We start from the raw sequence: 14,803 nt of genomic DNA on the forward strand, positions 1-14,803 counted from the left end.
AGATGTGTATAAGAGACATAAATAATATTTATTACTTTCTAATACGGTTGTTTCAGTCGGCATGACTGGATTATAAGGTCCATAATATCCAGTTTGTGAAGCTTGTTGTTGGTAAACGGGATAAGATGGTTGTGTATATACGGGTTGTTGGTAGTACACCGGTTGGTAAACGGGTTGATAGACAGGATAGGCATATCCCCCTCCTCCACAACAAGGGCGACCACCACCCCATCCATCAAATAATAGTCCTCCTAAAGCTAACCCGCCGATAAAAGGTAAAAATCCCCATCTTTCATCTTGATTAACACCAGGCATCGCTGATAAATTAGGGACTTGATTGGTTAATGGTGCAGCTGTTCGATAAGGAACTTGAGACGGCACGCTATTTGGATAATTCATTGGCATCAATTCAGACTCCTCCTTCATCTTGCAGTCCTAATTTATGATATGCAAGGGGGATGACATCTGACTCACTTTTATTCTTTGATTAAAAGGAATGAATAAAGTGTCGGACGAGTTAATAAGTTACCTATGTTATTTGGTCGATTTAATCCTCGGTTGACTTGTAAGGTTAATTGATCGGCAAAGCGATAAGTTCCTGAATAAAATTGAGAACAACCTGATGTACTAGATTGTCCTCTACAATGTCCAGATAGTTGAACTTCAATTGGATAATCGGTTACTTTTGCAGCTAATGTTGGTTCATGAAGGAGTAGAATGTTAAAATTATTCGTATTAGTAGATTGTGAAAGCAAGGTATTCAAATCAGGTGAGCTTGATAACGAATCAATCCCGATAAAATTAATGCCTTCACTGCTACCGTTATAGAGTTCAAGTGACTCATTACGAAGAATTTTAAAAGAAGATGTCGTAAGAATATGACTGATTTCATCTGGCTGGCTTAAATCTTTATCCCCTAAGATGGCAAGCTTAGCAAGAGAAGGTTTTAATTGAGAGAGAATTTCGATTGTTTGTGAGCTTAGACTTGAAGTGATGGCTCCTTTTTCAAATAGATCCCCGGTAAAAAGAATAATGTCTGCTTCAAGACGGTTGATTTCATTTACAGATTTTTCAAGAAGCACTAAATCTTCTTCATTTTTAAGATGTAAATCACTAAATTGGATCAGTCGGACTCCATCAAAACTGCTTGGAATATTTAGACTGTTAATAATGGTTTCTTCTACTTTAATGCTATACTTTAAAATACATAGCGAGTAAAAGAAAAATACAATAATAATTGCTGCAACTGAGAGTACATAGATAGGGAATTTCTTCATAATAAATTCATCCTTTACCAAAAAAACTTTTATGACGATATTATATCATAGTTTTTTTAGTTCTATATAGAAACAGATGAATAACATACATTTACTACATCATACTTAAAGTCATCAACAGTTACGATGGAAATTAGTTGATGTTGAAAAATAAGTGAATGAGATGGTAAAGCATAAATAAAAAACAAAAGATGCGTGTCATAGATGTATATTCACTTCTTTCACCCCAAAAGCTAGAACTGAGAATGCCGAAGTAGATGATGGCAGGAAGCCAATGAGCCAGAATGAGTGAGTCTATTGATAAAAGATGAAGAAGTAGAGGTGTCCCTCCGGTTAGGGGAAAGGTTAGAAGGAGTGTAATATTAAAAAGTAGAAAGAGTTGTGGAGATTTTGTGTTTAAATTTTGATTCATTTGAGCACCGTCCTTGTAAAAATGTGTTTTAAACAGTTTTGATGTGTTAAAATAATAGTACAATATAGTAAACAAGGCATAAAAATATGCTAGAGATAAGGGTTGATGCAATGAATACATTAGTTTTAATAGACGGAAATAGTTTAATGTACCGTGCATATTATGCAACAGCATATAGCGGGAATTTAATGAAGACAAGCACAGGTATTTTTACAAATGCGTTATATGGTTTTGTCAACATGATGAATAAAGTCATGGATGATTATAATCACACGCACATGCTAGTGGCCTTTGATGCAGGGAAAACGACATTCAGACATGAGTTTTTAGATAGTTATAAAGATGGACGTAAACCGATGCCAGATGAAATGCGTTCACAAATTAATTTAATTAAAAAATATTTAGACTTACTAGGAGTGAAACGTTTAGAATTACCGACTTATGAAGCGGATGATATTATCGGAACATTAGCGACGCTTGGTGAGCAAACGGATTTTGAAAAAATTCATATCATTACGGGAGATAAAGACTTACTTCAAATGGCTGATGAAAAGACAACCGTTCATATTACACGAAAAGGGGTAACTGATATTGAGTCATTTACACCAGAAGCAGTCTTTGCTAAATATGAATTATCGCCAAGTCAGATTGTTGATTTAAAAGGATTAATGGGAGATCCATCGGATAACTTACCAGGAATCCCAGGGGTTGGAGAAAAAACAGCGATTAAATTGTTAAAACAATTCGGAACAGTTGAAAACCTAGTAGCTCATACAGATGAGTTAAAAGGGAAAATGAAAGAAAAAGTAGAAGCGAATGTGGAACAGGCTTTGCTTTGTAAACGTATGGCAACGATTCATAAAGAAGTTCCACTTCCAGTTACATTTGACGACTTATTGTATCAAGGACCAGAGGCAGCAGAACTCATGGACTTCTTTAAGGAGATGGAGTTTAATGCCTTTCTAAAAAAAATGAAGCTTGAAGAAGTAAAAGAAGAAAAGCCGAAAGCACCGATTCGTATCATTTTAGAAGCGGGAGAGTTAGAAACGTTAAGTTATCAAAATAGTGCCATTCATGTAGAGATTTTTGAGGAAAACTACCATCAGGCTAATATTTTAGGAATTGCGATTGTAAATGAGACAGACGCTTATTATGTGCCTTTTGAAGTGGCAAAGGAAAGCCAAGCATTCATGTCATTTTTAGCGGATGAAGGTGTTAAAAAATCAGTATTTGATGTGAAGCGTTCACGTGTTGCGTTAATGTGGCAAGGATTTGATTTACGTGGTGTTGATTTTGACTTATTATTAGCGACATATGTCATTAATCCAACGAATGTAAGTAATGAATTCAAAAAAGTAGCTCTACATTATGATTATGACGATGTGTTATATGATGAAGAAGTGTATGGAAAAGGGGCGAAACGTGCCGTTGCACCGATCGAGAAAGTGGCCCAACATTCCATTGATATTGCAACTGCAGTCTTTAAGTTAAAAGAAACCGCGCTTGAGCAATTAAAAGAACAAGAGCAGTTAAGTTTATTTGAAGAGATGGAAATGCCTCTTGCTGAAGTACTAGCAGTGATGGAGTATAACGGAATGTCTCTTGATCTAACGACATTAGATGAAATGGGTCAAGATTTAAAAGGGCGTATTGAAGCATTAGAATCCCAAATCTTTGATCATGTGGGAGCACCGTTTAATATCAATTCACCGAAGCAATTAGGAGAGGTATTATTCGAAAAATTAGGGTTACCGGTTGTTAAGAAAACGAAAACAGGCTATTCAACGAATGCAGATGTATTAGAAAAGTTAAGTGATGCTCATCCAATTATTAAATTAATTATGGAGTATCGTACGTTAACGAAATTGTATTCGACTTATATTGAAGGGTTGAAAAAAGCGTGCTATGAAGATGGAAAAGTCCACACGATTTTCAACCAGGCGCTGACTCAAACCGGACGTCTTTCTTCAATTGAACCAAATCTTCAAAATATTCCGATTCGCTTAGAGGAGGGACGCATGATTCGTCGTGCGTTTGTGCCAAGTCAAGAAGGATGGGTGATTTTAGGAGCTGACTACTCGCAAATCGAGCTTCGAATTTTAGCTCATATTTCAAATACCGAGTCGTTAATTGATGCTTTCAAACATGGAGAGGATATTCATAAGAAAACAGCGATGGATGTCTTTAAAGTGTCAGAAGACGAGATGACGTCAGATTTACGTCGCTCAGCAAAAGCAATTAACTTCGGGATCATTTATGGAATGAGTGCCTTTGGATTATCGGAAAATTTAAATATTACGCAAAAAGAAGCGAAAAAATATATTGATCATTATTTAGAAACTTACTCAGGAATTCATCAGTATATGGAAGATACGGTGAAGTATGCGAAGTTTAATGGTTATGTTTCAACGTTATTTAATCGTCGTCGTTATATTCCTGAATTAACACAGAAAAACTATGCCATTCGTCAATTTGGTGAGCGTACCGCAATGAATGCGCCAATTCAGGGGACAGCGGCCGATATCATCAAAAAAGCGATGATTGATGTTCATCAAGCGATGCTTGAGAAAAACGTAAAATCACGTTTATTACTTCAAGTACACGATGAATTAATCTTCGAAGTTCCACAAGAAGAACTAGATATGATGATCGAATTAGTGACGAAAACAATGGAGGACGTTGTCGAACTACAAGTTCCATTAAAAGCTGACTACTCATACGGACCAACTTGGTACGATGCTAAGTAAGAAGTATTCTAAATAAATAATAACAAAAGGACATCCCATTCATTGGTGATGTCCTTTTGTGTGTTAAATTAATCACGGTTTATTGAGGTTAGGGGATTGTCAGTTGTTTTTTCTTCTAAATGTGCTTCGTAAATTCTAGAGGTCTCTCCCCAAGGATGGTAGCCTAACCCTACATAGTGAAAATCATATTTTTCATAGTATCCGATATGATCGGTACAAAGATAAAGTGAATTAAACCCTAGTTTTTTTGCCTCTTGTTTGATGTGTTCAATAAGGATTGAGCCATATGCATGATGGCGCTCATGTTCTTCGATGTATAGAGCACATAGCCAAGGATAGAGGTCCATTCGACTAATAAAATCATTTGTAATTAACCCTGCACAACCGATAATTTTATCTTCCTTTAATAGGAGATACCACTGAGGTAGCGGACTTTTTGTGTTGAGTGAATGAAGAATACAATCTTCATAAACCTTTAGGCTTTCTGGTGAAGCCCATTTTCCCTGGAAATAACTAATCGCCTGAGTTACAAACTCGGGGTTGGAAGAGACAGAAATCACATGCATAAGATCACTCCGTTTGGTTTAGAATAACTTATTCTATGAAAGGAGGATAACATCTATTCATAGATTTTCTTATAATCCTCTAAAGGTTTTAATTTAATATGAGAGGCTGAAAAAACAGTTTTACAGTGGCTAATTGAATGAGATTTAAAGTTAGAAGATGAGTCGTTATTTGAAGCGGGATATAAGTATTTAAAATAAAGTGAGGCTAATGATGAGGCGTATTTTATCTAGTTTGAACAGGATAGTCGTCTGATTTTTGTTGAATCTTTTTATGGGATAGGTGGTGCTTGATGAATGAATTAAGCACCATTTTTTTATGGTGTTGTATGTTGTTCATGACATTGTGAAAAAATGGAATAATTGATGAATTGCGTAGTGGTTGTATGATAAAATGATTATAAAAGTAGTTTAGCTGGGGTGTAGTTAATGGAGGGTGTAAAAAAGACTAGGGGATGTCAATTTTTTTCGCTTAAAGTTGGATTGGTTTTAGCGATTGTTTTTATTTTTGGAGGTGCTTTCTATTATAATCATCATGTGATTTTGTATCGAAATCAATTGAATCTTTTGGTAAGTTATTTATACGATGAAGTGTCACCTAATCAGGTAGGGGCTGTCTATCAGCGTATGCTTAATGTTGATAGTGATTATCGTGAACGAATTAAGAACGATTTAGAACCGGCTATGATTAGTCGGTATCAATATTATGCGAATCTTTATATGCTTCGAAAGATTGAGTATGAAGAGTATTTGCAATATGAACAAGTCATTGAACCATTATTTTTCTCAAATGATGAGGTTATAGAGACGATAGGTCAGGTCGAAAAATACTATCAATCTCAGCGCGCTTATTTAAAAGGATTCAGTCTTCAACAGCAAGGGCTGATTGAGGAGGCAATTGATTCTTATCAAGAAGTGATGTTTAACGACGAATATTATTATGAACTAGCTAAAATACAAAGACGTGAATGTATTCAAAGTATCAAAAATCAATATTTAACGGAAGCTCATCAGTACTATGAGCAAAAAAATTATATTGAAGCGATTCGACGTCTGGATTACTTGACGCAAACGGATCAAGATGAATTAGTTAACGCTTTGAAATGGTACTATGAGTCTGAATTCTATGTCGAAGCAATTAAAACAGTTGATGATTTCCTGGCAAAAGATGAACTAGCAAGTGCTATCTCGTATTTACAGCAAATATCTGATTCATTTGGCACACAGTATGCGGAGACACTTGAGTTAAAAAAATCAGAGATTAGTTTGCAACGAATGAAACGTCGAGATAAGGTGATGAGCAAGTATGCGTCTAAAATTCAAGTGAATTTAAATACGGAAAGCAGCCAACAAATCATCTCTTATAATGGGATTCCATTACAAGCTACCACGTCATTTAATGTGATTTCTTTTGCAACCAATACTTTTACAACTGTGAAAAAAGAAGTAGATGAAAGTGTAGAAGAGGAGCAAGTCGAACAATATATAAATGTGATGCCTTTACTCGTGACTAATAGTGAGTTAACGAGTGCAACCATGTCAATTTTACTTGGCTATTATAGTGAATTTTTGAATGATTTTGAGCAAGTTGACATTTATGCAGAGAATCAATTATTATATTCTTTTGATATTGATTCGACACAAAAACAACAAGTTTGGATTGATGATCGTGTGATTGAGTGGAGCGAAGTGGAGCTTTCAACACAGGAGGTATATGAATTATTGAATGAAGTTCAGGCCACAACATCGTTAAGCATTGTGTTCCGAGGTCCTCTGATGAACCATTCATTTGAATTAGAATTAGTTGAGAATGCAACATTAATCATGATGGCTGATATTTATCAGTCAATTAATAAATAAACAACTAGATTAGACGAAAAAGGAAGTTAGATAGTATGCCAGAATTACCAGAAGTTGAAACCGTTAAAGAGGCATTGAATCAAACGGTAAAAGGTCAAACCATTAAAGACATTGAACTTCGTTATGAGCCCATGGTAAAAAATATGAGTGCAGATGAATTTAAGGAAAAATTAATTAATCAAACCATTCAAGAAGTGAGTCGACGAGGGAAGTATTTAGTCTTTCATTTTGATGATTATCAATTGTTATCTCATCTACGAATGGAAGGAAAGTATTTTTATGTGGATTCTGATTTTGAATTAAATCCTCATGTTCATGCGATTTTCACGTTAGAAAATGGAAAACGATTATTATATCAAGATACACGTAAATTCGGAACGTATCATTTATACGATAAAGCCATTGATTTAGAAACGACGGCGCCGTTTCAAGTGTTAGGTTTAGAGCCTTTTGCAACAGAGTTTACACCATCATATGTGAAAGAAAAAATTCAGAACAAAAAGAAACCGATTAAATCATTGTTACTTGATCAAACAGTTGTATGTGGACTTGGAAATATTTATGTCGATGAAGTTCTTTATCGTGCCCGATTGCATCCATTAACTTCAAGCTCAGAATTAACAGACAAAGACATTGCAAATGTGGTAAAATATACGGTAGAAGTATTAGCGCGTGCAATTGAATTAGGTGGAACGACGATTCGTACGTTTCGTTCCTCGCATGGAGTTTCTGGAACTTTTCAAAATGAGCTGTTAGTTCATCAACGAAAAGGAGAGAACTGTTACGAGTGTCACACACCGATTGAGAAAATTAAAGTCGGTGGACGTGGGACCTATTTCTGTCCAACGTGTCAGAAGTTAACGGCGAAGGAGATGAAGTAAATGTTAGTCGTTGGATTAACAGGTGGGATTTCATCTGGAAAAAGCACAGTTACTTCATGGTTTTTAGAAAAGGGGATTGTTGTTTTAGATGCAGATCGTATTGTGAGACAACTTCAGAAGCCAGGAAGTCAGTTACTGTATGATTTAGCGCATGAGTTTGGCTCATCTGTGATTAAGGAAAATGGAGAATTAGCTCGTGATGTACTAGGTTCGATTATTTTTCATGATGAGTCGGCAAAGTATAAGTTAAATGAAATGATTCATCCGCTAGTCAAACAAAAAATAGTGGAGGGAATTGAAGTTGCGAGACGAAATGGGGAACAACTTGTGGTACTTGATGTCCCGCTACTGTTTGAAAGTGATTTTGAATCATTAGCTGATTGTACATTAGTTGTTTATGTTCCACGTGACATTCAAGTAAAACGTTTGATGAAGCGTGATGGAATTGATGAGGATTACGCGTTAGCGAAAATTAATTCACAAATGTCACTCGAACAAAAGCGAGATCGTGCTGATTATGTTTTAACTAATGAGCGCTCCATGAGTGAGTTACGAACTCAATTTGAGGAGATGTTTGAGATGCTTTGGGAAAAAGCATGTCAGACTTCTTTAGATTAGTCTTGACATATAGAGTTGCTATGAAATGATGGGAGGAATTAAAAATGGGATTTATGGACATGTTTAAAACGCACTTCGAGTCGGGGGAAAGGGCGACAGATGAGGTGTTGATGACACACTATTATAAAAATAATTATCAACAAACAAAGGCAGGATTGTTAGAGGTCGCTAAAGAGTTAGATTTCAATGTTGCCTTTGAAGACGATATTCGTCAAGAATTAATGTTGAAACGTAAAGATTGTGAGGTTATCGTCACGATTGTAAAAATTAATCCAATCGAAACGACGGTGGATTTTACAGTAAATACAGCAGGTCTAATCAGCTTTGGAAAAGGAAAGAAAGTCATTCAGTCTTTATATCAAGCATTAGATAAGCGATTAATGTTTAAAGGTCTTGCTTTAAACCGATAATATAAGAAATCAATCCCTATTTTAAATAGGGATTTCACATTTTAACAGAAGGAGTGTTTGTGGTGGATACAACGATGATTAAACCGAATACAGAATTCGAACTTTGTGTCACACAAATGATGACTTCGGAAGAATTGCAAATTTTAACGTTACTTTATCAACCTATTATCGGCTCTGTGGCCGTTAGCTTATATATGACTTTAAATACATTAGCTAGTAAAAGTAGTCCCTCTTTATTTTCACATCACTTATTATTACAAGTTTTAAATGTTGGAGTAGAAGATTTATTGGCTTTACGATATAAGTTAGAAGCAGTTGGATTGATTCAAGTGTATGTCACCGAAGAAGATCATCATTTGACATATTATTTAAAGAAACCGATGCAGGCAAAAGCCTTTTTTAATGATGGGATTATTAACGTCTTTTTAAATTTAAAAGTTGGAAATCATGATTATCAGCAATTAAAACAATTATTTGTTCAAGAACTCCCACACATTCAAGGACAAAATATTTCAAAACCTTTCAATGAAGTTTTTGATACAACGGTTCTTATGCGTTCTTCTGCTACTTTACAGGCAAGTCCTTTACCGACAGTGGCGGATAATCAAAAGGGTGTTAAATTAGAATTAGCATTTGATCAAGAATTGTTATTTGCCTTACTGAAGCAGTTTGGAATGGATGATCAGATATTATCTGATAAGCTATTAGATCAAATTAATAAAATTGCCTTTTTATATAAGCTAGATGAACATGAACTAGCGCGTCTCATTTTTGATGCCCTTGATACGGATGGCTTTGTGAATTTAGAAGTGTTCCGCAAGCAAGCGAAACAATACTTCCAATTCTTGAATAAAGGTAAGCCGATTGAGGTTGTGGAGATGCCAAAAACTAAACAGGAGGCGCCACTTATGGATGAGACACAAGCTGCTTTATCAAAAGAAAAGCAATTACTTGTCCATTTATCGCAAAATCCAATTGATTTCCTACGTTTTAAATATCACCAAAAAGAGCCCGTTCCAGCTGATCGGCAGTTAGTAGAGTGGTTAATGGTCGATCAACAGATGGCACCAGGAGTTGTTAATGTTTTAATTGATTATGTATTAAATATTTCAGATGGGCGTTTGCCAAAACAATTGGTTGAAAAAATTGCGGGTGAATGGCAACGTAAAGAAATTAATACAACTGAAAAGGCTATGGTACAAGTTAAGACAATGTTAAAAGCAAAACAAAAACGTGAAATTGAAAAAACAATGCCAGCAGCAGCGAAGGTGTATCCAAAGACAGCTCGAGTCGTACGACAAGAACAAGTGCCAGATTGGTTAAAGGCAAATGCACAACGTGTCGAAGAGAAGAAGTCATTAACGGATGACGATTTACAAAAGATCGAACGTATGAAACAATTACAAAGTCAACTTTTAAATCAGAAAGGGTGAGAGTGGTGCAACGAATTGGAGATTTAATGGCTAGACCAGCAGGGGCGAAGGAAGCTTATACGGAAATTTTAAATGAACCTGAGATTGCAAAAGCATTACATCAATATCAAGATGACATTGATCCATCTTTAATCTCGAATTATATTTCTGATTTAGATGAGTTTTTAAGAAATAAAGAAAAGTGTAACGGATGTGTAGGATTAAATAGTTGTAGGCAACCTATTAAAGGCCATTATCCAACACTGAAACCTTCTTATAAGCAATTAAAGGTGGCGTATACGCCATGTCAGTATGCGTTAAATCAAAAACATTTAGAAAATATTAAGAGTTTCCATATGCCGGCTGATATTTTAAATGCAAATTTCGAACAATTTATTATGGATCCGGAGCGTGCCGAGTTTTATGAAAAGGCATCGTTGTTCATCCATGAATATATGACGACAAAAAAAGGGCGTGGGCTTTATCTATATGGTCCATTTGGAACTGGAAAGACATATATGTTAAGTGCAATTGCTAACATTTTATCTCAACGAGGAATTGTTTGTGGACTTGTTTATTTTCCAGAATTAATTGCTGAAATTAAATCAGGATTTAATAGTGAAAACAGTAGTGCGTATGATAAGATTGAGCAATTAAAACAAATTGAAGTGCTTATGCTTGATGACATCGGAAGTGAGTCCATGACGAGCTGGATGCGTGACGAAGTGTTGGGGCGAATTTTAAACTATCGTATGCACCAAGGATTGCCAACCTTCTTTACTTCAAATCTCGATTATAATCAGCTTCAACATCATTATTCCTATACGCAAAAAGGTGAAGTGGAAGAAATTAAAGGAGCTCGTGTATTAGAACGCATTAAAGCTTTAACAACCCCTGTGGCCATTACAGGAACAAACTATCGCCAAAAACGATAAAAATTGAAGTATTTTTTCTTGATTTCAAAAAAATCATGCATTATAATATGAATCAGACATATAATATATAGGTAATTCGTCACATATTAAAAGTTTTGATAAGGATAAGGTTTAATAAAAACGACTTTTTAGAGAGGAAATCCTCGGCTGTAAGATTTCTAAGAACGCTTATTAAATTACTCCCTTTGAACTGGACTTGAAAAAGATTCCCGCTGGCTGCGTTAAAGCTGAATTAAGTTGCTGATAAAGTCTTTTACTTTATCGGAAATAGGATGGTACCGCGATTTCAATCGTTCCTACTCGTTAAGATTAGGAGCGATTTTTTTATATTCATAAAAATTCGCTCCGATCATCATGAATCACAAAAAGGAGGAAAACACTATGATTAACATTACTTTCCCAGATGGAAATGTGAAACAGTTTGAAAATGGAATTACTGCCGAAGCGATTGCTCAATCAATTTCACCAGGATTACGTAAACGTTGTGTGGCAGCTAAATTAAACGGACATTTATATGATTTAACTCGTCCAATCGAGGCAGATGCAAAAATCGAGTTAATTACAAATGATCGCCCTGAAGCTTGGGAAATCATTAATCACTCTGCGGCTCATTTAATGGCAGCAGCGATTAAACGTCTATATCCAGATGCAAAATTCGGAGTAGGACCAGCTATCGAAGATGGATTCTATTACGATATCGATACAGAAGCAAAAATCACTGAATCAGATTTAGCAGCGATTGAAAAAATGATGCAAAAAATTTCTTCAGAAGCTTTACCAATTATCCGTCGTGAATTAAGCCGTGAAGAGGCAAAAGAATTCTTTGCCAATGATGAATATAAATTAGAATTAATTGATGCTATTAAAGAAGGAGAAGTTATTACAACTTACTCTGAAGGAGATTTCACTGACTTATGTAGTGGAGTTCACGTGGGTAATACAAAAGATGTTAAATTCTTTAAATTATTAAATGTAGCGGGAGCTTACTGGCGTGGAGATAGTGATAACAAAATGTTAACTCGTATTTACGGGGCAGCTGCTTTAACAAAAGATCAATTAGCTGAACACTTACGTATTTTAGAAGAACGTAAAGAGCGTGATCATAAAAAAATCGGACGTGAATTAGAATTATTCACATTCAGTCCATTAGTTGGACAAGGACTACCAATCTGGTTACCAAACGGGATGAAAGTTCGTCAACAAATTGAGCGTTATATTATCGATCTAGAAGAAGAGTATGGATATCAACACGTTGCAACTCCAGTTATGGGATCAGTTGATTTATACCGTACATCAGGACACTGGGCACATTACAAAGAAGATATGTTCGTGCCAATGGAAATGGACAATGAAGAATTAGTTTTACGACCAATGTCTTGTCCTCATCACATGATGGTTTATAAAACAAAATTACGTTCATATCGTGATTTACCAATTCGATATGCAGAGCAAGTTATCCAACATCGCTTTGAAGCATCAGGTGCTTTAACAGGTCTTGAGCGTGTTCGTGCGATGACGTTAACTGATTCACATATCTTTGTTCGTCCAGATCAAATTAAAGAAGAATTCTCACGTTGTTTAGAGTTAATTCATCGCGTGATCAAAGATTTCGGTGTAGAAATCAACTACTATCGTTTATCTTTACGTGATCCAAATAACAAAGAGAAATACTTCGATGATGATAAAATGTGGGAAAATGCAGAATCAATGTTACGTGAAACATTAATTGAAAATAATATCCCGTTCATTGAAGCAGAAGGGGAAGCAGCCTTCTATGGTCCTAAACTTGATATCCAAATCAAAACAGCATTAGGGCACGATATCACAATGTCAACAATTCAATTAGACTTCTTATTACCAGAACGTTTCGATTTAACTTATGTTTCTGAAACTGGAGAAAAAGTACGTCCAGTTGTAATGCACCGTGGATTAATCGGAACTTATGAACGTTTCATGGCTTACTTAATTGAAACATATAAAGGAGCATTCCCATTATGGTTAGCACCAACTCAAGTAACAGTGATTCCGGTTAACAACCAATATCACTTAGAGTATGCAAAAGAAGTAGTGAAAGAATTACGTAAATATAAAATTCGCTTAGAACTTGATGATCGCGAAGAGAAAATGGGTTATAAAATCCGCGAATCACAAACTAAGAAAATCCCAATGTCTATCGTATTAGGAGACAAAGAGGTTGCAAATACTGAAGTAACATTCCGTCGCTTCGGAGAGCAAAAAACTGAAACATTACCACTTAAAGAATTCGTTCACTTCTTAGTTGAAGAAATCGCTGAGCGTAAAAATCATAAACCTGAATAATGAATAGAAAAAGGAGACATCGTCTCCTTTTTTTATATTTTTGAATAAAATCGATAAAAATCACAATAATGAAGGTAATATAATATGTCATTTATATCTAGAATATAGGGAAGAATAGTTATAGATATAAACATCCAAAGTGGTGGCAGTCATGGGGGAATGGAAGTGATAAAAATTTTAGTTGTTGATTTAATTATATTCATCGTTTTTTGTATCGCATCAATCGTTGGTTATCAACGTTCTTATCGAATTAGTCTTGTCAATTTAGTGATTCACCTCTTTTCAATTTTTTTATCAGCTTTAGTAGCGGGGGCACTTGTCAATAAAGTGGTATCTTATCTTCCTAAGAAGCTTAAAGTATCTTTATTTGTACCAGATAGTTTTTATTATTTAATTGAGCCTTATGAAGAAAATATCATTCCTTTTATTGTTTTTTTTATTTTGTTTGTCGTTGCATTTGTGATTATTAAGAGTGTAGTTTATGTTTTTTCAGTTAATTATGAATGGCATCAATATTTTTTTCCATCCGCAAAATTTAATCGGATTGGTGATGGTTTGTTAAGTGTTTTATTAAGTATTTTAAATGCATATACGTACGTTATCGTGATCGTTATTATTTTAGCCTTTCCACTATTTGATTTCGTTAAACCTTATTCACTGAGCAATTTATTACTTAAGGTGAATCCGTATGTGTCTCATTTAGTGGAGGAATTTTATCAACCGTATGAAGACGTGAAAAAGAGTATTGATTTATTTGGCAATGAATTAGATGATCTCTTTGCTAATAATAAAGTTAATCTGAATCAATTAGAGCAGTTTATTAAGAAACACCCGAATCAACGTCAAGAAATTCAAGCGGCATTTAAAGAGTTTCTTCCTTTTATGGCCACGACGTCAGCATATTTAAGTTTCTTTCTTGATAATAAAATAGATGCACATGAGATGGAGGCTTACTTAACTAGCATGAAGACGTATATCGATCATAATGTCATCACATTGGAAATTTTTAATTCTTATTATAAAGAGTTGATTCGCAATGGAACGTATGATAGACTTATTGAGGATGAAGTCATCAGTGATGAAGCTTTGAAGACTTTAATCAATAGCGGCATGCTAAATGATGATAATCTAAAAAAGTTAAAGAATATGTAACACTTCATTGACATATACTAATTGAGGTGTTATAATCAATAAATGTGAATATCATGTGGAAAGAAGAAGTACCCACTTCTCACCTGATTAGCTAGAGCTGATAGGTTAAACGTCACTATCGTTACGACGATATTGTTAATGTGATTGTGATTTAAACGTGGGCGCTTACTAAGTGCTTACGTTTTTCTTTTTTTCCATGAATGTTCTATAAAATTGG

Annotated in this window: 12 protein-coding genes and 2 other annotated features; of the genes, 9 read left to right on the forward strand and 3 right to left on the reverse strand. The window is 35.0% G+C overall.

What is annotated here, in order from left to right; all coding sequences use genetic code 11:
• Positions 1-408 (reverse strand): hypothetical protein (locus NEH75_RS00375; protein WP_262948317.1); only part of this gene is annotated, 408 nt, incomplete at its 3' end.
• A gap of 68 nt (positions 409-476) precedes the next feature.
• Positions 477-1,277, reverse strand: coding sequence for a metallophosphoesterase (locus NEH75_RS00380; RefSeq protein ID WP_055243310.1), 801 nt, complete (start codon positions 1,275-1,277; stop codon positions 477-479).
• Between the two features lie 522 nt (positions 1,278-1,799).
• Between NEH75_RS00380 and polA the strand changes: the two genes are divergently transcribed.
• A complete protein-coding gene (gene polA, locus NEH75_RS00385; RefSeq protein WP_262941338.1) occupies positions 1,800-4,436 on the forward strand; it encodes a DNA polymerase I in 2,637 nt (878 codons plus the stop codon).
• Positions 4,437-4,504: 68 nt separating this feature from the next.
• Here the strand turns inward: polA and NEH75_RS00390 are convergent, their stop codons facing one another.
• Positions 4,505-5,002 carry a GNAT family N-acetyltransferase gene (locus NEH75_RS00390; protein ID WP_055305584.1) on the reverse strand — a complete coding sequence of 166 codons (498 nt, stop codon included), beginning with the start codon at positions 5,000-5,002 and terminating at the stop codon, positions 4,505-4,507.
• Between the two features lie 426 nt (positions 5,003-5,428).
• Here NEH75_RS00390 and NEH75_RS00395 point away from each other — a divergent pair, with 426 nt between their 5' ends.
• The 8 genes from NEH75_RS00395 (at position 5,429) to NEH75_RS00430 (ending at position 14,586) form a co-directional block, all read left to right on the forward strand.
• Positions 5,429-6,859, forward strand: a complete 1,431-nt coding sequence (locus NEH75_RS00395) for a hypothetical protein (RefSeq protein WP_262948318.1) — start codon at positions 5,429-5,431, stop codon at positions 6,857-6,859.
• Positions 6,860-6,894: 35 nt separating this feature from the next.
• Positions 6,895-7,740, forward strand: coding sequence for a DNA-formamidopyrimidine glycosylase (gene mutM / locus NEH75_RS00400; RefSeq protein ID WP_055305586.1), 846 nt, complete (start codon positions 6,895-6,897; stop codon positions 7,738-7,740).
• Complete coding sequence (gene coaE, locus NEH75_RS00405; RefSeq protein WP_055305587.1) at positions 7,741-8,358, forward strand: dephospho-CoA kinase; 618 nt, start codon at positions 7,741-7,743, stop codon at positions 8,356-8,358. It abuts the gene before it with no gap.
• 44 nt (positions 8,359-8,402) lie between these two features.
• On the forward strand, positions 8,403-8,768 hold the full coding sequence (locus NEH75_RS00410) for a hypothetical protein (RefSeq protein ID WP_055243304.1): 366 nt from the start codon (positions 8,403-8,405) through the stop codon (positions 8,766-8,768).
• 74 nt (positions 8,769-8,842) lie between these two features.
• A complete protein-coding gene (locus NEH75_RS00415) occupies positions 8,843-10,201 on the forward strand; it encodes a replication initiation and membrane attachment family protein (protein WP_055305596.1) in 1,359 nt (452 codons plus the stop codon).
• 5 nt (positions 10,202-10,206) lie between these two features.
• Positions 10,207-11,115, forward strand: coding sequence for a primosomal protein DnaI (gene dnaI / locus NEH75_RS00420; RefSeq protein WP_055243303.1), 909 nt, complete (start codon positions 10,207-10,209; stop codon positions 11,113-11,115).
• A gap of 86 nt (positions 11,116-11,201) precedes the next feature.
• Positions 11,202-11,416 (forward strand) — a binding site (T-box leader).
• An 80-nt stretch (positions 11,417-11,496) separates the two neighbouring features.
• Positions 11,497-13,434 carry a threonine--tRNA ligase gene (gene thrS, locus NEH75_RS00425; protein ID WP_055305588.1) on the forward strand — a complete coding sequence of 646 codons (1,938 nt, stop codon included), beginning with the start codon at positions 11,497-11,499 and terminating at the stop codon, positions 13,432-13,434.
• A gap of 165 nt (positions 13,435-13,599) precedes the next feature.
• Positions 13,600-14,586: a CvpA family protein gene (locus tag NEH75_RS00430; protein ID WP_055305589.1), complete on the forward strand. Its 987-nt coding sequence runs from the start codon at positions 13,600-13,602 to the stop codon at positions 14,584-14,586.
• Positions 14,587-14,640: 54 nt separating this feature from the next.
• Positions 14,641-14,780 (forward strand) — a sequence feature (ribosomal protein L20 leader region).
• Positions 14,781-14,803 lie beyond the last annotated feature (23 nt).

It is taken from the genome of Turicibacter sp. T129, assembly GCF_025594975.1.
Lineage (GTDB): Bacteria > Bacillota_I > Bacilli_A > MOL361 > Turicibacteraceae > Turicibacter > Turicibacter bilis.

What these genes read in the sequence shown, in the direction of transcription:
- NEH75_RS00410 (WP_055243304.1), top strand. Translation starts at nt 8,403, where the DNA reads ATGGGATTTATGGACATGTTTAAAACGCACTTCGAGTCGGGGGAAAGG.
- thrS (WP_055305588.1), top strand. Translation starts at nt 11,497, where the DNA reads ATGATTAACATTACTTTCCCAGATGGAAATGTGAAACAGTTTGAAAAT.
- polA (WP_262941338.1), top strand. Translation starts at nt 1,800, where the DNA reads ATGAATACATTAGTTTTAATAGACGGAAATAGTTTAATGTACCGTGCA.
- mutM (WP_055305586.1), top strand. Translation starts at nt 6,895, where the DNA reads ATGCCAGAATTACCAGAAGTTGAAACCGTTAAAGAGGCATTGAATCAA.
- NEH75_RS00390 (WP_055305584.1), bottom strand. Translation starts at nt 5,002, where the DNA reads ATGCATGTGATTTCTGTCTCTTCCAACCCCGAGTTTGTAACTCAGGCG.
- NEH75_RS00415 (WP_055305596.1), top strand. Translation starts at nt 8,843, where the DNA reads ATGATTAAACCGAATACAGAATTCGAACTTTGTGTCACACAAATGATG.
- NEH75_RS00395 (WP_262948318.1), top strand. Translation starts at nt 5,429, where the DNA reads ATGGAGGGTGTAAAAAAGACTAGGGGATGTCAATTTTTTTCGCTTAAA.
- NEH75_RS00380 (WP_055243310.1), bottom strand. Translation starts at nt 1,277, where the DNA reads ATGAAGAAATTCCCTATCTATGTACTCTCAGTTGCAGCAATTATTATT.
- coaE (WP_055305587.1), top strand. Translation starts at nt 7,741, where the DNA reads ATGTTAGTCGTTGGATTAACAGGTGGGATTTCATCTGGAAAAAGCACA.